This is a genomic window from Streptomyces sp. NPDC086077, from assembly GCF_040686175.1.
In the GTDB taxonomy this organism is placed as follows: Bacteria; Actinomycetota; Actinomycetes; order Streptomycetales; family Streptomycetaceae; genus Streptomyces.
Genome location: NZ_JBFBJT010000058.1, coordinates 22,170 through 44,293, shown reverse-complemented (window position 1 = coordinate 44,293; position 22,124 = coordinate 22,170). Strand labels below are relative to the sequence as shown.

At 70.8% G+C, this 22,124-nt stretch carries 19 protein-coding genes and 1 pseudogene; 4 read left to right on the top strand and 16 right to left on the bottom strand.

The annotated features are described in order from the left end of the window. The 4 genes from AB0O67_RS18710 to AB0O67_RS18695 all read right to left on the bottom strand — a co-directional run. The coding region (locus tag AB0O67_RS18710) for an SRPBCC domain-containing protein (RefSeq protein ID WP_365451335.1) at nt 1-918 on the bottom strand (918 nt) is incomplete at its 3' end. Nucleotides 919-994: 76 nt separating this feature from the next. Then, nucleotides 995-2,563: a polyamine aminopropyltransferase gene (locus AB0O67_RS18705; protein WP_365451333.1), complete on the bottom strand. Its 1,569-nt coding sequence runs from the start codon at nt 2,561-2,563 to the stop codon at nt 995-997. A gap of 164 nt (nt 2,564-2,727) precedes the next feature. Continuing rightward, the gene (locus AB0O67_RS18700) at nt 2,728-3,282 is read right to left on the bottom strand and encodes a DUF2617 family protein (protein WP_365451331.1); all 555 of its coding nucleotides are present in this window, start codon (nt 3,280-3,282) and stop codon (nt 2,728-2,730) included. Between the two features lie 388 nt (nt 3,283-3,670). Further along, nucleotides 3,671-3,916: a hypothetical protein gene (locus AB0O67_RS18695; protein WP_365451329.1), complete on the bottom strand. Its 246-nt coding sequence runs from the start codon at nt 3,914-3,916 to the stop codon at nt 3,671-3,673. A 130-nt stretch (nt 3,917-4,046) separates the two neighbouring features. Here AB0O67_RS18695 and AB0O67_RS18690 point away from each other — a divergent pair, with 130 nt between their 5' ends. Continuing rightward, nucleotides 4,047-5,246 carry a pyridoxal phosphate-dependent aminotransferase gene (locus AB0O67_RS18690; protein WP_365451328.1) on the top strand — a complete coding sequence of 400 codons (1,200 nt, stop codon included), beginning with the start codon at nt 4,047-4,049 and terminating at the stop codon, nt 5,244-5,246. Between the two features lie 18 nt (nt 5,247-5,264). Here the strand turns inward: AB0O67_RS18690 and AB0O67_RS18685 are convergent, their stop codons facing one another. Continuing rightward, complete coding sequence (locus tag AB0O67_RS18685) at nt 5,265-5,963, bottom strand: hypothetical protein (RefSeq protein ID WP_365451327.1); 699 nt, start codon at nt 5,961-5,963, stop codon at nt 5,265-5,267. A 540-nt stretch (nt 5,964-6,503) separates the two neighbouring features. Further along, entirely contained in the window at nt 6,504-7,058 is a 555-nt protein-coding gene (locus tag AB0O67_RS18680) for a Uma2 family endonuclease (protein ID WP_365451325.1), read from the bottom strand. A 178-nt stretch (nt 7,059-7,236) separates the two neighbouring features. Here AB0O67_RS18680 and AB0O67_RS18675 point away from each other — a divergent pair. Next, nucleotides 7,237-7,668: pseudogene (locus tag AB0O67_RS18675) on the top strand (aminotransferase class I/II-fold pyridoxal phosphate-dependent enzyme); the annotation flags it as partial. Nucleotides 7,669-7,794: 126 nt separating this feature from the next. Here the strand turns inward: AB0O67_RS18675 and AB0O67_RS18670 are convergent. Continuing rightward, complete coding sequence (locus tag AB0O67_RS18670; RefSeq protein ID WP_365451323.1) at nt 7,795-8,322, bottom strand: YbjN domain-containing protein; 528 nt, start codon at nt 8,320-8,322, stop codon at nt 7,795-7,797. Between the two features lie 135 nt (nt 8,323-8,457). On the opposite strand from AB0O67_RS18670, the gene AB0O67_RS18665 reads away from it, so the two are divergent. Then, entirely contained in the window at nt 8,458-8,967 is a 510-nt protein-coding gene (locus AB0O67_RS18665; protein ID WP_365451321.1) for a hypothetical protein, read from the top strand. Nucleotides 8,968-9,001: 34 nt separating this feature from the next. On the opposite strand, the gene clpB is transcribed toward AB0O67_RS18665, so the two are convergent. Further along, nucleotides 9,002-11,599: an ATP-dependent chaperone ClpB gene (clpB, locus tag AB0O67_RS18660; protein ID WP_365451319.1), complete on the bottom strand. Its 2,598-nt coding sequence runs from the start codon at nt 11,597-11,599 to the stop codon at nt 9,002-9,004. A gap of 297 nt (nt 11,600-11,896) precedes the next feature. Further along, a complete protein-coding gene (locus AB0O67_RS18655) occupies nt 11,897-12,232 on the bottom strand; it encodes a hypothetical protein (RefSeq protein ID WP_365451317.1) in 336 nt (111 codons plus the stop codon). A 289-nt stretch (nt 12,233-12,521) separates the two neighbouring features. Between AB0O67_RS18655 and AB0O67_RS18650 the strand changes: the two genes are divergently transcribed. After that, a complete protein-coding gene (locus AB0O67_RS18650; RefSeq protein ID WP_365451315.1) occupies nt 12,522-13,535 on the top strand; it encodes a helix-turn-helix transcriptional regulator in 1,014 nt (337 codons plus the stop codon). A 227-nt stretch (nt 13,536-13,762) separates the two neighbouring features. On the opposite strand, the gene AB0O67_RS18645 is transcribed toward AB0O67_RS18650, so the two are convergent. From AB0O67_RS18645 to AB0O67_RS18615, 7 genes are all read right to left on the bottom strand, one after another. After that, entirely contained in the window at nt 13,763-14,794 is a 1,032-nt protein-coding gene (locus AB0O67_RS18645; protein ID WP_365451313.1) for a LuxR C-terminal-related transcriptional regulator, read from the bottom strand. Nucleotides 14,795-15,102: 308 nt separating this feature from the next. Beyond that, nucleotides 15,103-16,212 (bottom strand): substrate-binding domain-containing protein, encoded by a 1,110-nt coding sequence (locus tag AB0O67_RS18640; RefSeq protein ID WP_365451311.1) that lies wholly within the window; start codon nt 16,210-16,212, stop codon nt 15,103-15,105. Between the two features lie 440 nt (nt 16,213-16,652). Further along, the gene (locus AB0O67_RS18635) at nt 16,653-17,105 is read right to left on the bottom strand and encodes a helix-turn-helix domain-containing protein (RefSeq protein ID WP_365451339.1); all 453 of its coding nucleotides are present in this window, start codon (nt 17,103-17,105) and stop codon (nt 16,653-16,655) included. A 13-nt stretch (nt 17,106-17,118) separates the two neighbouring features. Next, nucleotides 17,119-18,303, bottom strand: a complete 1,185-nt coding sequence (dnaJ, locus tag AB0O67_RS18630) for a molecular chaperone DnaJ (protein ID WP_365451309.1) — start codon at nt 18,301-18,303, stop codon at nt 17,119-17,121. 33 nt (nt 18,304-18,336) lie between these two features. Beyond that, nucleotides 18,337-18,996 carry a nucleotide exchange factor GrpE gene (grpE, locus tag AB0O67_RS18625; RefSeq protein ID WP_365451307.1) on the bottom strand — a complete coding sequence of 220 codons (660 nt, stop codon included), beginning with the start codon at nt 18,994-18,996 and terminating at the stop codon, nt 18,337-18,339. After that, nucleotides 18,993-20,831: a molecular chaperone DnaK gene (gene dnaK, locus AB0O67_RS18620; protein WP_365451305.1), complete on the bottom strand. Its 1,839-nt coding sequence runs from the start codon at nt 20,829-20,831 to the stop codon at nt 18,993-18,995. The genes grpE and dnaK overlap by 4 nt, the downstream gene beginning before the upstream one ends. 94 nt (nt 20,832-20,925) lie before the next feature. Next, the gene (locus AB0O67_RS18615) at nt 20,926-21,954 is read right to left on the bottom strand and encodes an MraY family glycosyltransferase (RefSeq protein ID WP_365451303.1); all 1,029 of its coding nucleotides are present in this window, start codon (nt 21,952-21,954) and stop codon (nt 20,926-20,928) included. Nucleotides 21,955-22,124 lie beyond the last annotated feature (170 nt).

Here is a 22,124-nt window from a genome sequence, read left to right as displayed (position 1 = left end):
GCCCCCCCGGGCGGGGTCGCGTCGCTCGGGGGGCAGGTCGAGCGGGCCCTCCGCCGGCCCCCGGGGGTCGGGGGGGGCGTTGGCGAAGCCCTGGGAGCCGGCGTCGGCGTCGGCGTCCGCGAGGTCGGGGTCGTCGGCGGAGCGGTCGAGGGACGGTGGCGGGACCTCGGTACCGAAGACGGAGGACGCCTCCTCGGCGGGCGCCTCGGGCACGTCCTGCGGCTGCCCGGCCGGCGCCTCCGCCGCGTCCTGCTGCTGCCCCGCGGACGCCTCCGCCGCGTCCTGCTGCTGCCCCGCGGACGCCTCGGGCGCGTCGTCCTGCGACTGCCCGGCGGCGGCCCCTGCCGCGTCCCCCGCCTGCCGCTCCTCGGCGGACGCCTCCGGCGACCCCTGCTGCTTCCCGGCCGCGGCCTCCGCCTGGCGCTCCTCGGCGGGCGCCACGGGCGTGACCCGCTGCTTCCCGGCGGGCGGCTGCGGCGCTTCCTCCCGCTCCTGCCCGGCGTCGGTGGCCAGCTTCTCCGCCGTGCGGTCGAGCAGGCGGGTCACCGCGGAGTGGACCGTGTCCGCGGGCAGCTCGGTGATGCGGCCGTCGGCCGAGGCGCTGCCCTGGACGGTGAGGGTGGTGCCGCCGTCGGTGTCGCGGAGGCGGACGGTGAGCGCGAGCTTGACCGCGCCGGTGCCGCGGGTCTCGGTGGCGTCGCCCTCGACGGTGTACGAACCGTCGTCCTGCGGGGAGACGCGGACGGTGCCCCGGTAGGTGATGGAGTGACTGCCGACCCGTACCTTGAGCCGCCCGGCGACGGGCTCGGCACCCGCCTCCTGCTGGAGCCCGGGAACGGCCCGGGCGACCCGGGCCGGGTCGGCCAGCGCCGCGCCCAGCAGGGCGGGGGGAACCGGAACGAACACCTCATGCTCCATGCCGACGGAGCCTACCCGGGGTGACCGAAAGTACGCTCCCCTCGACGGCAACTCGCCCGCTATCTCTCCGGTGCCCTCAGTACCTCGGATGGACCAGCGTGGAGGCCGGCAGCCCCGTCATCCGGGGCGCCGGGACGTGACCGGCCGTACCCAGGGACGGTGTGCCGTCGGTGGCGGCCAGGACGAAGCCCCAGTCGTGGGCCGGGCCCGGTGTGCGGTCGGCGGTGGACGCGGCGTCCTGGCCGGACACCCGGTGCGGGGCCGTGTGCAGGCCCGCCGCGCGCATCGTCGTCTCGACCGTCCAGAACGCCTCCGGGCGGGAGCGGACCGGGCCCGCGTGCACGGACAGCCGGCCACCGTCGGCCAGCACGCGCCGGGCGAGGCCGTAGAACTCCTGGGAGTACAGCTTGGTGCTGTCCGTGATGCCCGGGTCGGGCAGATCCGCGATCACCACGTCGTACGCGGCGGCCGGCGGACTCCGCAGCCAGCCGAACGCGTCCGCCGTGGTGACGTGGACGCGCGGGTCGTCGTAGGCGTGGTCGTTGAGCTCGGAAAGCGCCGGATCCCGGTCCGCCAACTCCACGACCTGCGCGTCGAGTTCCACGATGTCGACGCGGTGTACGCCCGGGTGGCGCAGCACCTCGCGGGCGGCCAGTCCGTCGCCGCCCCCGAGGATGAGGACGCGCGCGTGCGTGCCGTTCATCGCGGGGCGCACCAGCGCTTCGTGGTACCGGCGTTCGTCGCGGCCGCTGACGCGCAGCCGGCCGTCGATGAAGAGGTCGAGGGGCTGGCCCTCGGTGCCGCCGGTCAGGACGATCTCCTGGACGTCCGTCTGCAGCGCCACGCGTACGTCCCGGCCGTACACGGCGGCGCGGGCGGCGCGTTCGAAGTCGTCGACGAGGACGGCGGCCGACGCGAGGACGCCGAGGACGGCGACGTTGGCGACGATCAGCAGCCAGCGGGCACGGCACGTCAGATCGCGCCGGAACAGACCGAGCACCAGGCAGCCGCCGGCGACGACGTTGACCGCGCCGGTGAGCAGTGCGCCGGTCAACTGGCCCAGGAACGGCAGCAGGAGGAACGGGAAGGCGAGGCCGCCGACCAGGGCGCCGACGTAGTCCGCGGCGAAGAGATCGGCCACCGCGCCGCCCGCGTCCTGGCGGCGGACGCGCTGGATCAGCTCCATCAGCAGGGGGATCTCCGCGCCGATCAGCAGTCCGATGCCGAGGGAGAAGGCGACCAGGAGCCAGCGGGGGCCGTCGGCCCACAGGCCGCCCCAGTCGCCGGTCCAGGCGAAGACCGCGTACAGGGCCATCGCGCTGCACCCGCCGACCAGGGCGAGGGTCGCCTCGACGGCGCCGAACCCGGCGGCGGCGTGGCGGCGCAGCCGCTTGGCGGCGAGCGAGCCGATGCCCATGGCGAAGACCATGACGGACAGCACGACGGAGGCCTGGGTGACCGAGTCGCCGCTCAAGTACGAGGCGAGGGCGACCAGTTCGAGTTCGTACACCAGTCCGCAGGCCGCACAGACGAACACGCCCGCCAGGACCAGGAACCGTCCGGTCGCCTGCCGCACGGGGATCCGCGCGGGGGCGCGCCAGGCGGGCGGGGTGCCGGGTGGGGCCGGCGCGTGCGGGTCGATCACAACCGCGACGTTACGTCACAGGTGCGGAGGTATTCGTCACCCACACGTGTGGAACCGTGCGCTGTCGAGGGCCGGGACGTTTGAACGGGCGTCGCCGGGGGTTGCGCCCCGGAACTCGGCCTTCGGCATGCCGGACCCCGCCTTCGGCTCGAACGGCCTTGTCCTCAGTCGCCGGACACGGTTGCGGCGGGAGCCCGGCGTCGACGGCCCCCCGTCGCCCGGACGCCCACCCGCGTCCGCGTCGCGACCAGTTGCCCGTCCTGGGGATAGGCGTGCCACGTGCGCCAGTGGACCTGGCCCTCGTGGTGCTGGGCGAGCAGGGCCGTGAAGGCGTGCGGGCTGCCGGGGAAGACGCCGACCAGGCCGTGGGGGTGGTCGGAGACGAGGGCCAGCAACTCCTGGGCGCGGCCCGCGAAGGAGCCGGGTGACAGCGCCTCGACGCGCGCGGCGAACTCGTACTCCCAGTCCCCCACCCGCTTGGCGACGCCGAGCGGCAGCGGTGTGCTGCTGCCCGCGATGCACGCCACCGTCTCCGAGCAGCTGCTCCGCTCCTCCTCCAGGAGCACCTGGTGGGACGCGCCGAGCAGGCGCAACTGGAGTTTCGCCTCGCCCAGTTCGAGGTCGAGGGTGGCGAGGGCGGGCAGTGGTTCACGGCCCAGCGCCCAGGCGAGGTCGGCCGCGCGCGTGTCGGTGTAGGAGGTGTTCAGGGTCGTGAGCATGGGTCGGCTCCGCTAGCACGCAAAGAAAGGCGGGGTGGGTCCGGCGCACCCCGGTCGACACCGGGAGATCGGCCCGGCGGTCCTGTCAGGAGCCCGGTCGGTGGCGGGGTCCGCAGGACGTCCGAGGGCCGCGTTCGTGATGTAGAGGGAATCATGAACTGTGGCGACCCCACAGCGTTTTTACCCAACTTCGTGGGGTTTCCATCCCTCAGAGGGCTCCTCAGCTCAACTGTTCAACCAAGGCGTACGACTGAGCGAGCTCGGCGTACGCCGGAGGGAGCGCGAACCGCGCCGGACCGGCGCAGGGACGGCGCCCGCCGGACCGCGGCCCGGCGGGCGCCGCGCGGCAGGGATGCGGTTCCCCCTACCGGAGCTCAGCTGCCCCGTGTCAGCTGCCTCCCCCGCATCCGCCGCCGCCTCCGCAGGACGAGCCACCCCCGCAGGAGCTTCCGCCCCCGGAGTCGCCCGACCCGCCGTCTCCGCCGCCGGCCCACCAGCTGCCGCCGCCGCCGTCCGACGCACCGCTGCGTCGTCCGGACCGGTTGCCCACCGTCCTGCGGCCGCTGCGGGCCGAGGCCACGATGCCCACGAGCACGAAAGCGATGAAGAGCGCCAGGATGATGCCGAAGACCATGGCGTCACCCTCCTTCCGTTTCCCCCGAAGCGGCCCCCCGTGGGCGCCCCGTTCTCTTGCGTGCCGAGGAGATGCCCGGCCACCGCCCGGCCCAAAGCAGAGTTGAGGAACTCCAGAGCTTGCGCGCAGGATGACCGGCATGACCTCCATCGAGCGCCCCTTCCTCAACCGCCGCCTCGCAGAGTTCGGGACGACGATCTTCGCGGAGATGTCCGCGCTGGCCCTGAGCACGGGCTCGATCAATCTGGGCCAGGGGTTCCCCGACACCGACGGCCCCGAGGAGGTCCGCGAGGCGGCCGTACGGGCCCTGCGCGACGGGCGCGGCAACCAGTACCCGCCCGGCCCCGGCGTCCCCGAGCTGCGGGCCGCCGTCACCGCGCACCAGCGGCGGCGCTACGGGCTGTCCTACGACCCGGACACCGAGGTCCTGGTCACCGCGGGCGCCACCGAGGCCATCGCCGCCGCGCTGCTGGCGCTGGTGGAACCCGGTGACGAGGTGATCGCCCTCGAGCCGTACTACGACTCGTACGCGGCGTGCATCGCGATGGCGGGCGGCACCCGGGTGCCGGTCACCCTGCGGCCGGACGGCGAGGGCGGCGCCTCGTTCCGGCTGGACCTCGACGAACTGCGCGCCGCCGTCACCGACCGCACCCGCCTGCTGCTGATCAACACCCCGCACAACCCGACCGGCACCGTGCTGACGCGCGCGGAGCTGACCGCCGTCGCGGAGCTGGCCGTCGAGCGGGATCTGCTGGTGGTGACCGACGAGGTGTACGAGCACCTGGTCTTCGGCGACGCCGAGCATGTGCCGCTGGCCGCCTTCCCCGGTATGAGGGAGCGGACGGTGACGATCAGCTCGGCAGGAAAGACCTTCTCGTTCACCGGTTGGAAGGTCGGGTGGATCACCTCCGCGCCGGGGCTCGTGACGGCGGTGCGGTCGGCGAAGCAGTACCTCACGTACGTGGCGTCGGGGCCCTTCCAGTACGCGGTCGCGGAGGCCCTCGCGCTGCCGGACGCGTACTTCTCCGGGTTCCGCGACGACATGCTGGCCAAGCGGGACCTGCTGGCGGCGGGCCTGACGGACGCGGGATTCAGGGTGTTCAAGCCGGCCGGCACCTACTTCGTCACCACCGACATCCGTCCCCTCGGCGAGGGCGACGGCATCGCCTTCTGCCGCGCCCTGCCGGAGCGCTGCGGGGTGGTCGCGATCCCCAACGCGGTCTTCTACGACCACCGCGAGCAGGGCGCACCCTTTGTCCGCTTCGCGTTCTGCAAGCGGACAGGCGTGCTGGAGGAGGCCGCCTCCCGCCTCAAGACACTGGGCCCATAGGGCCTCCGGGCGGTTGGGCTATTCAGTGTCCTTCGGGTGCCGCGGAGAGGCGTACACCAGGATCACAGTCGAGGTCTCCGGGCTGACCAAGTAGCGAACCCGGCCGCCACTGGTGATCTCGTACTCCCACTGCTCCAGCTCGGAGCCCTTCCCTTCCCTGGTGGCGTGCCTGCCTAGCATCTTCAGATCGACCGCGAGCGGGCGCAGGAGGGGGATCGCCGCGTCTCCCGTGGCCGCGCGCAACCGGTCCGCCAGCACCTCGTCGCCCCGGAAGCCGCGCTCCTGGAGCGCGCCGTGAAACAAGGCCGCCATCTCCGCAGCCCCCAGCAGGCCCTGCGCCGCGGCCCCGGCCAAACCAGCGCCGGCCAGCGCGCGGTCGGTCAGCCGCCGTTCCATGATCGCGGCGAGGGCCTGCTGATCGTAGGCGACCTCCCCACGCTGCGCCCGGTCCGCGAAGCTCTGAAACGCCGCCCCGTCCTGGACGTCCACACCCTGCTCCGCGGCCGTCATCGCCGAGAACTTCGCCAATCCCCAGCGAGTGCGGTCCGTCATCGCCGCCAGATGTTGTTCCGCGACCCTGTCGACCGTGGCAAGGGAATCCTGGAGTGAGGGGCCGCGCGGGTCCGCCAACTGCGCGGCGTGCAGATAGCGCAGTAGCGTGCGCAGTGTGCCCGGGGCGTCGGCGCGTTCCTCCCCGGGAAGCTCGGTGGAAGCCACGAGAGCAGTAGCTCCTCCACATGACGCGACTCCCACAGCCCCAGTCGGCCGTCGACAGTCGCCAGGTGCCGGAAGTCCAGCACCGTCTCGGCCATGAACCCTTCCACCGGCAGCCCCTGCTCCCCGGCCCACCGAACCAGGCGGTCGACCAGCAGCCCACACGCCGCCTCGAACTCCTCCTCGGCCTCGGGTTCGAACCGCATCCGCATGAAATTCGTCCAACCTGTCAGCAGCAGTCCTTGCCGTGCCACGCTATCGCCGAACGGGGCCGGCAAATCGGCCGAGGACGAGCGGCCCACTACCTCAAGGGCAGTACGTGGTGGTTGTCCCCGCAGCAAATGCGGCTTCGAACTTTCCTGCGGCGAGCCGGACTTCGCCGAGCCGTAGGGACGCACGGCACAGAACGGCACGCCTCCCCGGCCGATCCCGATCGAGGAAAGGCAGGACCACCCCAGCCCAGCCGGCTGCCCCGACCAGGAACGACCACGTCCAGCGACGGTGGTGCCGACGGCACGGGCCTGGCCAGGCGGGAGTCCCTCGTCAGCGGGCGTCCGCCTCGGGCTCCGAGCGCGGGAGTTCGTCGAGGTCGAGCGTGAAGGTGCGGCCGTCGGCCAGGGGGATGGGGAGCTTGCCCGTGCCGTACTTGTGAGTGTGTGCGGCGATGTAACCGGTGGCGGTCGGCTGGGTGTGAAGGACGACTTCCTGGGCGTAGGGGTCCACGACCAGGTAGACCGGGATTCCGTAGCGGCCGTACTTCGCGGTGCAGTCGTCGTAGTCCTTGCGCGCGGAGGACGTCGAGACGACCTCGGAGATCAGCAGGACGTCCTCGAAGCTGTAGCGCTTGCCTTCCTTGCGTGCGTCCTCGCGCAGGATCGCGAGGTCGGGAGCGGAGTTCTCGTCGGCGGGGAAATCGATGTAGACATTGGAGGTGACCTTCGCGTGACGGCCGAGGGCAAGAGCGGAGTCGATCTGCATCGACCTGATGGTGCTGGAGTGCTCTTCGCTCTGCGGGGTCATGATCACCTTTCCGTCGGCCCCGAACAGGACCGTGTACCCCTTGGGGAACTCGGTGTGCACGATCGCGTCGACGCTCATGGACGGCTCCTTCCCGTGTGTGGTCAGAATACGACGGACAGTGCCGCGTCACCGAGCCCGTCGGTACGGCCGGCAGACCGGTCCGGACAGGTTGTGCGCTCGCTCACCGCCGGTGCCGGAGGTCCGCAGTGGGGCCTGTCGCACGATATGGGAACAGGCAGGCCAACGAGGCGTCGCCTGGATCACCTCCGCGCCGGGGCTCGTGACGGCGGTGCGGTCGGCGAAGCAGTACCTGACCTATGTGGCGTCGGGGCCGTTCCAGTACGCGGTGGCGGAGGCCCTCGCGCTGCCGGACTCGTACTTCAGCGCGTTTCGCGAGGACATGCTGGCCAAGCGGGATCTGCTGGCGGCGGGCCTGACGGACGCGGGATTCAAGGTCTTCAAGCCGGCCGGCACCTACTTCGTCACCACTGACATCCGCCCCCTCGGCGAGAGCGACGGCATCGCCTTCTGCCGCGCCCTGCCCGAGCGCGCGGGCGTCGTCGCCATCCCGAACGCCGTCTTCTACGACCACCGCGAGCAGGGGGCACCCTTCGTACGGTTCGCGTTCTGCAAGCAGCGGGCGGTGCTGGAGGAGGCCGTGCGGCGCCTGAAGACGCTCGCGGGGTGAGGCGGGCGCGCGGCTCAGGGGCGCGGTGGGCCCCTGACACGGCCCCGGACACAGCACAGCCCGGCCCGAGCACCCGGCCGTACCGGCCGGTGCCCTGACCGGGCTCCCGAAGGGCCCTGGGCCGTCCTACTCGTCGCCCTCGGGCTCGTCCGAGTCGTTGATCTCCTTCTCCAGGCCGAGCTGCTCGACCAGCCAGCGGTCGAACTCGATCGCCGCGCGCACCCAGCTGACCGTCGACGAGACGAAGAACTCCAGGTTGACCCCGGTGCCGATCAGCATCTGGGCCTCGCCGATGAGACGGACGGTGCCGTCGTCGTGGGTGTGGCTGTAGACCTTCGGCCACAGGGTCCGCCGGTTCCAGTCGTCGATGGACTCCAGAAGCTGCGGCTTCTCGTCGATCGGGTGGGGGCGGTCGTAGAACGTCCGCACCGAGAAGACCTGCTGGTCGTCCTCACCACGGAACATGAAGTACGTACGGAACTGCTCCCACGGCGCCGCGAGGTCACCCTCTTCGTCGACGACGTACTTCAGCTCCATCTGGTCGAGGAGCTGCTTCACAAGGTCCTGATCCGGGACGACGGGGCCCGCCGGTCCTTGGGGCTCGGGCTGGGGCTTGCCCCCGAAGTTCGGAATCGAGGACGGGTCGATGGTCACCGTGAATTTCCCTTCGTACGGATTCCGCCATCCTCCCCCATGCGGGGAGGGGGGTGGCAAGCCCCGCCGTAGTCTGTCCGCCGTTGGCGGACGTGATCCGGCCGGTCGGCCGGTGCGGGGCACGAGGTGGGGGCCATGACAGACGTGCGGGACGGCGAGGCGGAGGGGCGGGACCGGCCCCGGGGGCGCACCCGGTGGGGGATCTTCGCGGCCCTCGCGGCCGCGCCGGTGCTGATCGTGGGCACACTCGTGGTGGGCCTGGTTGCCTTCGTCCTGACCGACGAGGAGGACGTCGGCGCATACGTCGCCGAGAAGGCGGACTGCGGCCAGGCGCTGGCCTTCGGCGGGGCGGCGCTGCCCGAGGGCGCCCGTACCGAGTCGTGCACGGTGGCGCGCGGGATCGACACGGGCTACACGGCGGTCTTCCGGATGCCACGCGCGGACGTACGCGGCTGGCTGGCGGGCACCTACCCGGCCGCCCCGGCGCCCCGGAGCGGGTGCGTGGACGCGGACGCGGACCTGTGTCTCGACCTCGGCCACTCGGACGCCCTGCCCCCGGACGTCGACGCGCACGGTGTGCAGGTGACGGTGGAGCACTCGGACGCCCGGACGGCGCTGGTGCGCTTCTCGGCGTTCACGATCTGACGCGACGCCCACGACGAGAAGCGCACCGGCCGGGCTAGAGCGTCTTGCCGGTCGCCGGTCCCACGATCAGGCCGTCCCCGAAGGTGTCCACCCGGACCGTGTCGCCGTCCTTGATCTCGCCGGAGAGGATCTCCTTGGCGAGCCGGTCGCCGATCGCGGTCTGGACGAGACGGCGCAGCGGGCGGGCCCCGTACGCCGGGTCCATGCCCTCGTCGGCGAGCCAGGCCAGGGCCGCGTCGGTGATCTCCAGGGTGAGCCGGCGTTCGGCGAGGCGCCGGGCCAGCCGGTCGATCTGGAGCCGGGCGATCCTGCTCAGCTCGTCCTTGTTCAGCGCGGAGAAGACGACCAGGTCGTCGAGGCGGTTGAGGAACTCCGGCTTGAAGGACGCCCGGACCACCTCCAGCACCTGCTCCTTCTTCTCCTGCTCACTGCTGATCGGGTCCACCAGGAACTGGCTGCCCAGGTTGGAGGTCAGCACCAGGATGGCGTTGCGGAAATCGACGGTGCGCCCCTGGCCGTCCGTCAGCCGCCCGTCGTCCAGCACCTGGAGCAGGATGTCGAAGACCTCGGGGTGGGCCTTCTCGACCTCGTCGAGCAGGACGACGCTGTACGGCCGGCGCCGCACCGCCTCCGTCAGCTGGCCGCCCTCCTCGTAGCCGACGTACCCGGGCGGGGCGCCGACCAGCCGGGCGACGCTGTGCTTCTCGCTGTACTCGCTCATGTCGATGCGGACCATGGCCCGCTCGTCGTCGAAGAGGAAGTCGGCGAGGGCCTTGGCGAGTTCGGTCTTGCCGACACCGGTGGGGCCGAGGAAGAGGAACGAGCCGGTGGGCCGGTCCGGGTCGGCGATGCCCGCGCGGGAGCGCCGTACGGCGTCGGACACCGCGCGCACGGCCTCGCTCTGCCCGATGAGCCGCCTGCCGATCTCGTCCTCCATCCGCAGCAGCTTCTGCGTCTCGCCCTCCAGCAGCCGGCCGGCCGGGATGCCGGTCCAGGAGGCGACGACGTCCGCGATGTCGTCGGAGCCGACCTCCTCCTTGACCATGGTGTCCTTGGCGACCTCCTCCTCGGCCTCCGAAGCGGCCTCCAGGTCCCGCTCCACGCCCGGGATCTCCCCGTACAGCAGCTTCGAGGCGGTGTCGAAGTCGCCGTCGCGCTGGGCGCGTTCGGCCTGCCCGCGCAGTTCGTCGAGCTTCTCCTTCAGCTCACCGACCCGGTTGAGGGACTGCTTCTCCTTCTCCCAGCGGGCGTTCAGGCCGCGCAGCTCCTCCTCCTTGTCGGCGAGGTCGCGGCGCAGCTTGTCCAGGCGCTCGCGGGAGGCGGCGTCGGTCTCCTTGCTGAGGGCCAGCTCCTCCATCTTCAGCCGGTCCACGGCGCGCTGGAGTTCGTCGATCTCGACCGGCGAGGAGTCGATCTCCATGCGGAGCCGGGAAGCGGCCTCGTCGACGAGGTCGATGGCCTTGTCGGGCAGGAAGCGTGAGGTGATGTAGCGGTCGGACAGGGTCGCGGCCGCGACCAGCGCGCTGTCCGCGATCTGCACCTTGTGGTGGGCCTCGTAGCGCCCCTTGAGTCCGCGCAGGATGGCGATGGTGTCCTCGACACTGGGCTCGGCGACCAGCACCTGCTGGAACCTGCGCTCCAGCGCCGGGTCCTTCTCGATCCGCTCGCGGTACTCGTCGAGGGTGGTGGCACCGACCATGCGCAGCTCACCGCGGGCGAGCATGGGTTTGAGCATGTTGCCCGCGTCCATGGCCGAATCGCCACCGGCACCGGCGCCCACGACGGTGTGCAGCTCGTCGATGAAGGTGATGATCTGCCCGTCCGAGTCCTTGATCTCGGCGAGCACGGTCTTCAGCCGCTCCTCGAACTCACCGCGGTACTTCGCCCCGGCGACCATGGCGCCGAGGTCGAGCGCGACGAGCCGCTTGTTGCGCAGGGACTCGGGGACGTCGCCCTTGACGATCCGCTGGGCGAGCCCCTCGACGACGGCGGTCTTGCCGACGCCCGGCTCACCGATCAGCACGGGGTTGTTCTTGGTCCGCCGGGACAGCACCTGCACGACCCGCCGGATCTCCTGGTCCCGCCCGATGACGGGGTCGAGCTTGCCCTCGCGGGCGGCGGCGGTGAAGTCGGTACCGAACTTCTCCAGGGCCTTGTACGACCCCTCGGGGTCGGCGTTCGTCACCCGGCGGCCGCCCCGCGCCGTGCGGAAGGCCGCCAGCAGCTTCTTCGCGTCGGCGCCGTGCCGGGTCAGCACCTCGCCCGCCGCGCCGCCCTTCGCGGCGATCCCGACCAGCAGGTGCTCGGTCGAGACGTACTCGTCCCCGAGCTCCTGGGCCCTGGCCTGGGCGTCGGCGATCACGGCGAGCAGGTCCCGGTTGGGCTGCGGGGGCGCGACCGTGGAGCCGGTCACGCTGGGCAGCTGGGCGAGGACCTTCTCGGTGCCGGCGCGTACGGCCGCCTGATCGGCGTCAACCGCGGCCAGCAGGTCGGTGACGTTCTCGTTCTCCCGCCCCTGGAGCAGAGCGAGCAGCAGGTGCGCGGGGGTGAGGTCGGCGTGTCCCTCGGTCACGGCCCGGTTGCCGGCCGCGTTGATGGCGTCCCGGCTCCGGTTGGTCAGCTCGGCGTCCACGTGTCCGTTCTCCTCCTTGCGTGAGCGACTGACTCAGGCAACTTCCACAAAGTTGAGTCTATTCCACTCAAGGACGTAGGTGGGAGCGACCCGGGTCTCTATGGAGTACCCGGAGGAAGCCTTGAACGCGCCATCGCCAGGGAGCGGCACTTTTCGGCCACACTCGAACGTGCATCGGATAGCCCGGGATAGCGCGAAAAATGCGCAAAAACTGCAGCGGCGTCACCGTGTTCAGGTCACGGTGACGCCGCTGCGGGGGGAAGCACCTGAGCGATCTGTTACGACGGGGGAATCGCGTCAGGCACTGCGGGGGGTGGCCGAGATGGTCATGGCGCCGGATGGCTCCGGCTCCGCCAGACGATGGTCCCGCTGGTCCAGGTTCACAAAGATCATTCCGTACCGGATGGCGCACCGCACCGGCTGCGGCGCCCCCCGAGGCCGCCGCAGACACCGATACGCCCGCACGTCGTCGTCATCGTCCCTGGTGACGACGACGGGCTCACCGAACACGGTCACCATCAACGAGTCACCGCTGTGGGGGATGGCGGTGGCCAGGTCGATGAAGTGCCATCCGGATCGATAGGCGGTGGCCATCTCTCTACGGAAGGAGCGATCGTCGGGTGGAGTGGTCATGGTCAGTCCCACGTGGTGTCAGCCGGGAACGCCAGAGCGTCTCCATCACCGGACACCACTGATACTGACCGCACAACGTCCGTCGCCGCATCACTCTTCGCACCAGAGAGGCCACTCAGCGTTCCGAAGGCCACAACGGCGGAGAAGGCGGCGACAAGCACCGAGCGAAGCATTCTCTTACGCATAGTCGGCTTCGTCCTCACTTGAAGGTCCCCTCTTCCCCCGTCGGATAAGACGATGGCTCATTCAGGCACGTCATGGCCACACAATCGATGCATCATGTTCCTGCATGTTCAGGACCCTGGGGGGTGGAGATTTGGCATCAAATGGGACTAAGGCGACGCATCCTCACGCGGTGACCGAGCTGTGTGACGAAGGTGGTCGTCTCTATGCCAACGCCCTCCGTACAGGACGTATCGCCCGTACGGAGGTGGAAGCCGCGCCCTGCCTGATGGAGTTCGCCCTGCTCCACCCCGATCCGGACGACCCGGACTGGCTGCTGCCGCTGCCGCCGTCCGTCGCCCTGGCCCAGCGGCTCAATCCCATTGAGCGCGAGATCACCGAGCGCCGGCGGACGTCCATCGAACTGGCGGACGTCTTCGCCCCGTTCATGTCCATCGGGGCCCAGCAGGTCACGCCCGCGCACTCGATCACCGTCCTGGAGGGCCTGGACCGGATCAACGACGCGCTCGACCTGGCCACCGCGCAGTGCCGGTCCGAGGTGCTCACGGTGCAGCCGAGCCGAGGCAAGCGCCCCGAGAACCGGCTCATCGAGGCGATGGAACGCGACCGCACGCTCATCGAGCGCGGGGTGCGGATCCGGACGCTCTACCAGCACACCGCCCGCTACAGCCCCGAACGGCTCGCCTACATGGAGCAGTTCACCGACGGGAAGGCGGAGTACCGCACCATCGACGAACTGGTGGAGCGGCTCATCATCTGCGACGAGAGCGTGGCCTTCATCCCGGTCCGCGACGACCGACAGGTCGCCCTGGAACTGCGCCACCCCGGCCTGGTGAGCTACCTGATCAAAGTGTTCGAGTTCATGTGGAGCCGCGCGGTCCCGCTCAGCGCCGGCGCCCCCTACGAGACCGCGCCCGACGGCATCTCCGAGGTCCAGTACTCCATCGCCAAGCTGCTCGTCGAGGGCCACGTCGACGAGGCCATCGCCCGGCGCCTGGGCATGAACGTCCGCACCTGCCGGGCCCACATAGCCAAGCTGGCCACGGCCCTGGGCAGCGGCAGCCGCGCCCAGCTGGGCTATCTCATCGCACAGTCGGGGATGCTGGAGCGCGAGCACTGAGACCTGCGGCGCCGGAGCCGGGGGCACGGGGCCGGGGGCACGGGGCCGAGGGCGTGAGGGCCAGGGCGTGGGGGCCAGGGCGTCGCGGCCGCGGGCACTCGGGCCGCCGACGCCGGGGTCGAGAACACCGGGCCGGGGGCCCTGGCGCCGCGAGCGCCAGGACACGAAGCACCAGTCGGGGATCGGTGACCCGGACGGTGTGGAGCGGGAGCGGGGCTCACGAGGTCTCAGCGGGCCGTTGGGGAGCCCTGGTCGGGGAGGGTGAGCTCCGCGGCCGAGAGTGGCCGCGCGGGGCCGTCCAGGCCGACCTGCGCTATCCGGACCCCCAGTTGCGTCCGGCTCGCCGCCCCGAGCGTCTCGGAGAGGCGGGCGATGTGGGCCCGGCAGGTGCGGACGCTGATGCCGAGCCGCTCCGCGATCACCGCGTCCTGGTGCCCCTCCGCCAGCAGCGCCGCGATCGACTGCTCACGGTGGGAGATGCCCTCGATACCCGTGTCCGGGAGCGGGGCGGTGAGCGGGATCGCCAGCCGCCACAGGCGCTCGAAGACCGTCACCAGGTACTCCACCAGCGCCGGGTGCCGCAGTTCGAGGGCCATCGTGCGGTCCGCGTTCGCCGGGATGAAGGCGACCGTGCGGTCGAAGAGGATCAGGCGGTCGATGACCTCGTCCAGGGTCCGGGCCTCGACGGCGTCGCCCATCAGCTCCAGGTAGTTCAGCAGACCCTGGCCGTGCCGCGCGACGTGGTTGTACAGGTCGCGCATCCGCACGCCCCGCCCCCGCAGCGCCAGCGCCCGGTGCAGGCCCTCCGACAGCTCGTGCTCGCGCCGGATGCCCCCGGGCTGCACGGTGAGCACCTCGGTCGTGCACGCCGCCGTGGCCTCGTCGAGCGCCGCCTGGATGCGTGAGGGGCCGTCCAGGACCCGGATGGCCATGCCTTCGGAGGAGGAGGCCTGGCCGCCCAGTCCGGCGTACCACTCGAAGGCCGCGACCGCCGAGCCCACCCGTCGCTGGCTGACGCTGATCTCGTCGTACACCCCGCGCAGCAGCCGGGTCATGACCTCCTGCGGGGAGGTCGGGACCAGCCAGTCCATGTCGTCGGGGTCGGGGTGCAGCAGGGCGAGTTCCAGCAGACAGGGCACCGGCTCCGCGTCGCGGCGCGGCACACGGCCCCGCCGTACGGCCCGGGAATACACGCGATCCCCGGCCTCGCACAGTCGGTCAGCACCATGCGGATGCTCGTCCGTCCCGTGCCCGGCCATGGCCCATTCCACCCCCGGTTCCAGCCTCTTCCGCAGCGCAACTATGCGCGGACCGGACCTGCACCGCAACACGGCTCCCTCCCGGGCGACCGCGGGAAACCACCGGTATGGCCAGAATTCTCCCTACCCCTGCCCGTCGCATTGCAACAAGCCGACGGTGGCGTGTTCAGGCCCCGCCGTGGTCGGCCCCGCCCGGCCGCGCGGCCCGGACCGCGCCCGGGAAATTGACCGGAAGAATGACCGAAGGGGCGGTGCGCTCCGAGCGCGAACCACCCCTCCACCCAGCCGTGCACCGCACCGGCCGCCCGCTACTTGAGGCCGAGCTCCGCGCAGGCGTCCTTGTACTCGGCCGTGCAGATCTCGGCGACCTTGTGGATGCCGTCCGCGATCACCGTGTCCTTGATGTTCTCGCGGGTCAGCGCGACCACCGACACCAGCTGGGCCGGGATGCCCTTGTGGGTCGGGCTGTCGACCCGGTCACGGGCGAGGGCGTCGAACTGGATGTCCCTGCTCTGCACCTTGGCCACGGCCATCTCCGCGGCGGCCTCGGCCTCCTGCGGGTAGGACTTGTAGACGCTCATGTACTGCTCGCCGGAGACGATCCGCTGCACGCCCGCGAGTTCCGCGTCCTGCCCGGTGATGGGCGGCAGATCGGTCACGCCGGCCGCCTCCAGGGCCTTGATGACGCCGCCGGCCATGCCGTCGTTGGCGGAGTACACGGCGGCGATGTTGTCCTTGCCGATCTTCCCGATCGCCTCGGCCATGTTGGCCTCGGCGTTCTCCGGCTTCCAGTCCTTGGTGTCGAAGGTCTGGGCGATCGTCACCTTGCCGCTCAGCTCCGACAGCGCGCCCTGCTTGAACTGCTTGGCGTTCGGGTCGGTCGGCGACCCGTTCATCATGACGATCTTGTCGGCGCTGTCGATCTCGCTGCCCAGCGCGTCGATCAGGGACCGGCCCTGGACCTCGCCGACGAGTTCGTTGTCGAAGGAGATGTACGCGTCGATGGGGCCCTCGGCGAGCCGGTCGTAGGCGATGACCGGGATGCCCGCTTCCTTGGCCTTCTCCACGCCGCCCGCGATGGCGTGCGAGTCCACGGCGTCCAGCAGGATGACGTCGACCTGCTCGTCGATCATCTGCTGCATCTGGCTCGCCTGCTTGCCGGCGTCCGCGTCGGCGTTGGCGTACTGGACCTCGCCCTGGTTCTTGGTGAGCGCGGCCACCCGCTCCTTGATGATCGGGTAGTCGAACTTGTCGTACCGCGTGTTGGCCGTCTCCGGCAGCAGCAGACCGACGGTGATGTCGTTGCCCTTGGTGGGGCTCGCGTCGCTGCTGTCGCCGGTCGCCCCCAGTACGCCACAGCCTGCCAGCGACAGGGTCAACGACGATGCGACCACGGATATGGCGATACGACGACGCATGGATGAGCCCACTTCTGCTGCTTCCGGAGGTGGCCGCGGCACTGCGGCCCGGATGACTGAAAAGCCAACGCGTCAGCGCCCCTCAGCGTCAAGGGAAATCACTTAACGAGATGACAACATCACGTTCCGCTTAGCCCGTGAACACGCGGCGAAACCATCTCCCGAGACCCTCTACGAGCCCTCCATTCATGGGGAGTTGAGGCACAGAAGGAGCCCCGTACAAGCAGTCCCTTTCGTCACGTGTCGTGATCACGAGCGCGTACCGGACTCGCCCGAACCCGACAGACGACCGAATGAACCCAGCCAGCAGAACAGGCAGCCGGGCCCGCCCGCAGGTCCCGGTCGCCGGCGTCCTGGTCGCCGCTCATGCAAAGGGGCCGGGAGGTTCGCCTCTCGGCTCCTCCCGGCCCCTTCCAGCCGTACGGCTTCCGCCGCGCGCCTCAGTCGCCCTGCTGCTGCCGCTTCGGGCGCCAGACCACCAACGCGCTGGTCTGCTGCACCTCCTGGTACGGCACCAGGTCACGGCGGTAGGAGGCGTGCACCGCGGCCTCGCGCTGCTGCATCGCCGCCGCCGCGCCGTCCAGCGCGCCCTGGAGCTCCGCGACGCGGGACTGGAGTGCCGCGACCTGGTTCTCCAGTTCGATGATGCGTTTGATGCCGGCCAGGTTGATGCCCTCGTCCTGCGACAACTGCTGCACCTGGCGGAGCAGTTCGATGTCGCGGGCCGAGTAGCGGCGGCCCCGGCCGGCCGTGCGGTCCGGAGACACCAGCCCCAGCCGGTCGTACTGACGCAGCGTCTGCGGGTGCAGGCCGGACAACTGTGCCGCCACCGAGATGACGTAGACCGGGGTCTCCTCGGTCAGCTCATAGGGGTTGCGTCGACGGCCGTTGATGTCCATGGCTGACTCATGCTCCCTTCGCGGACTGGAACAGCTCCGCCCGCGGGTCCTCACCCGCGGTCGCCTCGCGATACGCCTCCAGTGCGTCACGAGCCTTCCCCGTCAGGTCCTTGGGGACACTCACCTCGACGGTGACCAGCAGGTCCCCTCGGGTGCCGTCCTTGCGGACCGCGCCCTTGCCCCGGGCCCGCATCGTACGGCCGTTCGGCGTTCCCGGTGGCAGCTTCAGGGTGACCGAGGGACCGCCCAGGGTCGGGACCCTGACCTCGCCACCGAGGGCCGCCTCCGTGAACGTCACCGGCACGGTGACGGTGAGGTTGTCGCCCTTGCGCCCGAACACCGGGTGCTCCTTGACGTGGACGACCACGTACAGATCACCCGCAGGACCACCCCGCTCGCCGGGCGCGCCCTTGCCGCGCAGCCGGATCCGCTGGCTGTCCGAGACCCCGGCCGGGATGCGCACCTGCATGGTCCGTGAGGACTTGGCGCGGCCGCTGCCCTTGCAGACCTCGCAGGGGTTCTCCGCGATCAGGCCGCGGCCCTTGCAGTCGGGGCACGGGTCGGTCAGGGAGAAGCCGCCGCCGGAGCCGCGCGCCACCTGGCCGGTGCCGACGCACGTCGGGCACACCCGGGGTGTGCCGTTGGCGTCGCCGGTGCCGGAGCAGGCCTTGCACGGCGCCTGCGAGGACATGCGCAGCGGGACCGTCGCGCCCTCGATCGCCTCGGTGAAGCTGAGGGTGACCTCGGACTCGATGTCCTGGCCGCGCCGCGGCTGGGTCCGGGTGCCGGTCGTCGGGCCGCCCCGGTTGAACAGGCCCCCGAAGACGTCACCGAGTCCGCCGCCGAAGCCGCCGCCCGCTCCCCCGCCCTGGCCCTGGGCGCCGCCGAAGAGGTCACCCAGGTCGAAGTTGAACGAGCCGCCGCCGGCGCCGGGACCCGGGCGGAAGCCGCCGTTGCCGAACAGGGTGCGGGCCTCGTCGTACTCCTTGCGCTTCTTGGGGTCGCCGAGGACGTCGTTCGCCTCGGAGATCTCCTTGAAGCGTTCCTCGGCCTTGACGTTGCCCTTGTTGGCGTCCGGGTGGAACTCGCGGGCGAGCTTGCGGTACGCCTTCTTGATCTCGGCCTCGGTGGCGTCCTTGGGGACGCCGAGGACCTTGTAGTAGTCCTTCTCGATGAAGTCCTTGGTGCTCATCCTCGACGTCCCTCCTCTCTCATCCGTTCAACGTCAGCCCTCGTCCGGGCCACCGCTCTCCTTGTCGTCGGCCTGCGCGTCGCCCTCGTCGGCGGGCTTCACGGTCTGCGCGCCCGGCTGGGGCTCGGCGACGGCCACCCGCGCGGGGCGGATGGTGCGCTCGCCGATGCGATACCCCGGCTGGAGGATCGCGACGCAGGTCGTCTCCGTGACGTCCGGCGCGTACGAGTGCATCAGGGCCTCGTGGATCGTCGGGTCGAAGGGCTCGCCCTCCTTGCCGAACTGCTGAAGGCCCATCTTCGCCGCCACGGTCTCCAGCGACTCGGCGACGGACTTGAAGCCGCCGACCAGCTCGCCGTGCTCCCGGGCCCGCCCGATGTCGTCGAGCACGGGCAGGAGCTCCGTCAGGAGGTTCGCGATCGCGATCTCCTTGACGGTGATCCGGTCGCGCTCCACCCGGCGGCGGTAGTTCTGGAACTCGGCCTGGAGCCGCTGGAGGTCCGCGGTGCGCTCGTTGAGCGCGGTGCGCACCTGGTCCAGCTGGGCCACCAGAGCCGCTGTCTGGTTCGCGTCCCCGGCCGGGGCCGCCCCCTCCTCCGGGGAGGGGGTGGCGGCCTGCGGCTCGGCGTCGTCAGGAGTGGCGCCGGAGGGGACGTCGGGCTTCTCGTCGAAGCCCGGGGTCTCCTCCGTCACGCGGCACCGTCCTTGCGCTCGTCGTCCACGATCTCGGCGTCGACCACGTCGTCGTCGGCCTTGGGCTGCTCGGAAGCGCCGCCCGCGGTGGCCTGCGACGCCTGGGCGTCGGCGTACATGGCCTGGCCCAGCTTCTGGGAGACGGCCGCGACCTTCTCCGTGGCGGTGCGGATCTCGGCGGTGTCCTCGCCCTTGAGCGTCTCCTTCAGCTCGGCGACGGCGGCCTCGACCTCGGTCTTGATCTCGCCGGGGACCTTGTCCTCGTTGTCCTTGAGGAACTTCTCCGTCTGGTAGACGAGCTGCTCGCCCTGGTTGCGGGACTCGGCGGCCTCGCGGCGGCGGTGGTCCTCCTCCGCGTACTGCTCGGCCTCCTGGCGCATCCGGTCGACCTCGTCCTTCGGCAGCGAGGAGCCGCCGGTGACGGTCATCTTCTGCTCCTTGCCGGTGCCGAGGTCCTTCGCCGTGACGTGCATGATGCCGTTGGCGTCGATGTCGAAGGCGACCTCGATCTGCGGGACGCCGCGCGGCGCCGGGGGCAGACCGGTCAGCTCGAACATCCCGAGCTTCTTGTTGTACGCCGCGATCTCGCGCTCGCCCTGGTAGACCTGGATCTGCACGGAGGGCTGGTTGTCCTCGGCGGTGGTGAAGATCTCCGAACGCTTCGTCGGGATCGTCGTGTTCCGCTCGATGAGCTTGGTCATGATGCCGCCCTTGGTCTCGATACCGAGGGACAGCGGGGTGACGTCGAGGAGCAGGACGTCCTTGACCTCGCCCTTGAGGACACCGGCCTGGAGCGCGGCGCCGATGGCGACGACCTCGTCCGGGTTCACGCCCTTGTTGGCGTCCTTGCCGCCGGTCAGCTCCTTGACGAGCTCGGCGACGGCGGGCATACGCGTGGAGCCGCCGACGAGGACGACGTGGTCGATCTCGCCGAGCTGGATGCCGGCGTCCTTGATGACGTTGTGGAACGGCGTCTTGCAGCGCTCCAGCAGGTCCGCGGTCAGCTGCTGGAACTGCGCGCGGGTCAGCTTCTCGTCGAGGTGCAGGGGGCCCTCGGCGGAGGCGGTGATGTAGGGGAGGTTGATCGAGGTCTCCGTGGAGGACGACAGCTCGATCTTCGCCTTCTCGGCGGCCTCACGCAGGCGCTGCAGCGCCATCTTGTCCTTGGCCAGGTCCACGCCGTGACCGGACTTGAACTGCTGCACCAGGTAGTCGACGACGCGCTGGTCCCAGTCGTCACCACCGAGGTGGTTGTCACCGTTGGTGGCCTTCACCTCGACGACGCCGTCACCGATCTCCAGCAGCGAGACGTCGAACGTACCGCCACCGAGGTCGAAGACCAGGATGGTCTGGTCGTCCTTGTCGAGGCCGTACGCCAGGGCGGCGGCCGTCGGCTCGTTGACGATGCGCAGGACGTTCAGACCGGCGATCTCACCGGCCTCCTTGGTGGCCTGGCGCTCGGCGTCGTTGAAGTACGCCGGGACGGTGATGACCGCGTCGGTCACCTTCTCGCCCAGGTAGGCCTCCGCGTCCCGCTTCAGCTTCTGCAGCACGAAGGCGCTGATCTGCTGCGGGTTGAAGGGCTTTCCGTCGAGCTCGATCTTCCAGTCCGTGCCCATGTGACGCTTGACCGACCGGATGGTCCGGTCGACGTTGGTCACTGCCTGGCGCTTGGCCACCTCGCCGACCAGCACCTCGCCGTTCTTGGCGAAGGCGACGACGGACGGCGTGGTCCTGGCACCCTCGGCGTTGGTGATGACGGTGGGCTCGCCGCCCTCCAGAACGCTGACGACGGAGTTAGTCGTGCCCAGGTCGATGCCGACCGCACGTGCCATGGTTGATTCCTCCAGCTGACTTGAGTGGAACAGGCTCAAGTGTGCATGACGTCCGCGCCGGGGTCAACAGACCTGAGTCACACAGACTCAACTCTTATCCGTTCCTTACACGCAGGTGCCCTGTGACCTGCAAGGACGCGGAAGGATGTGCGGAGGTTCCCGTCAGCCGAGCGCGCGTCTTCACCCGCAGCAGTCCGAGTACGAGGAGCAGCGCGGCCCCCGCGACGCCGAGCACGGCGGCCTCGCCCGCCCACCCGGTGTGCACCAGGACGCCGACGAGCACCCCGGCGAAGGCGAGGGTGCCCAGCACCACGGTCACACCCTGCGGAGTGAGCCCCAACCGCCGCAGCCGGTGCGCCAGATGGTCGGGGCCGGGCCGCCGGGTCAGCCGCCGCGCCAGCACCACGAGCAGGACGTCGGCGCTCACGACGGCCGTGAACGCGAACAGCGGGCCCGCGGAACTCCCCGGCGCGTACCCCGTCCGGGTCAGCACGACCGCGGCGGCGAGCACGAACCCGGTGAACAGTGCCCCGCACGCGCCGAGCGCGATCCGCGCGGGATGCCAGTTGTGCATCAGGAACCCGGTCAGCGCGGCCGCGAGCACGCTCAGCAGCACCGCGAGCCCGTCCATCACCTCGACCGCCGCGCACACCCCCACCCCGAAGGCCGTCACCACTCCGACGGTCCCCACCAGCGCGTCCGCGTGATCCAGCGCCCGGAAGGCCACGGCGACGGCGGCGATCCACCCGACGGCCAGCACCCCGCCGACGACGCCGATCTCCTCGTAGGGCACCACGCAGGCCGCCGCCCCCGCCGTACCGCACAGCAGCAGCCGGGCCCGCAGCCGCCACAGGTCCGCCATCAGCCCGAGCAGGGCGACGGCGCCGGCGGCGACCAGGAGCCTGCCGACGCCGGAGCCGAGCGGGGCGACCCCCGTCCACTCGCCGGTGCCCGCGACGGCGAGGGTGGCGAGCACGACGGCCACTCCGCCGAGCAGCGGAACGGGGCGGGTGCGGCGGCGCCGGTCGAGCAGCCCGAGGCGCAGCGCGAGGGCGCGCAGGACGGCCGTGAGCAGCGAGGCGAGGAAGAGGGCCGCGACAGCGGCGGCGATGCCGTAGAGCACGGTCTTAAATTAGGCGTGAATCTATCAATTTGGTACGAATAACACGTTCAGTTCGCGAGGTAACGCGTTCGGTTCGTGAGGCGACCCTCAGCGATTCAGATCACTCCATACCTGGCTACAGTGCGACGAGGGATGCGGGTAGTCTCAGACGGACTGGGTAAGTTACCGCT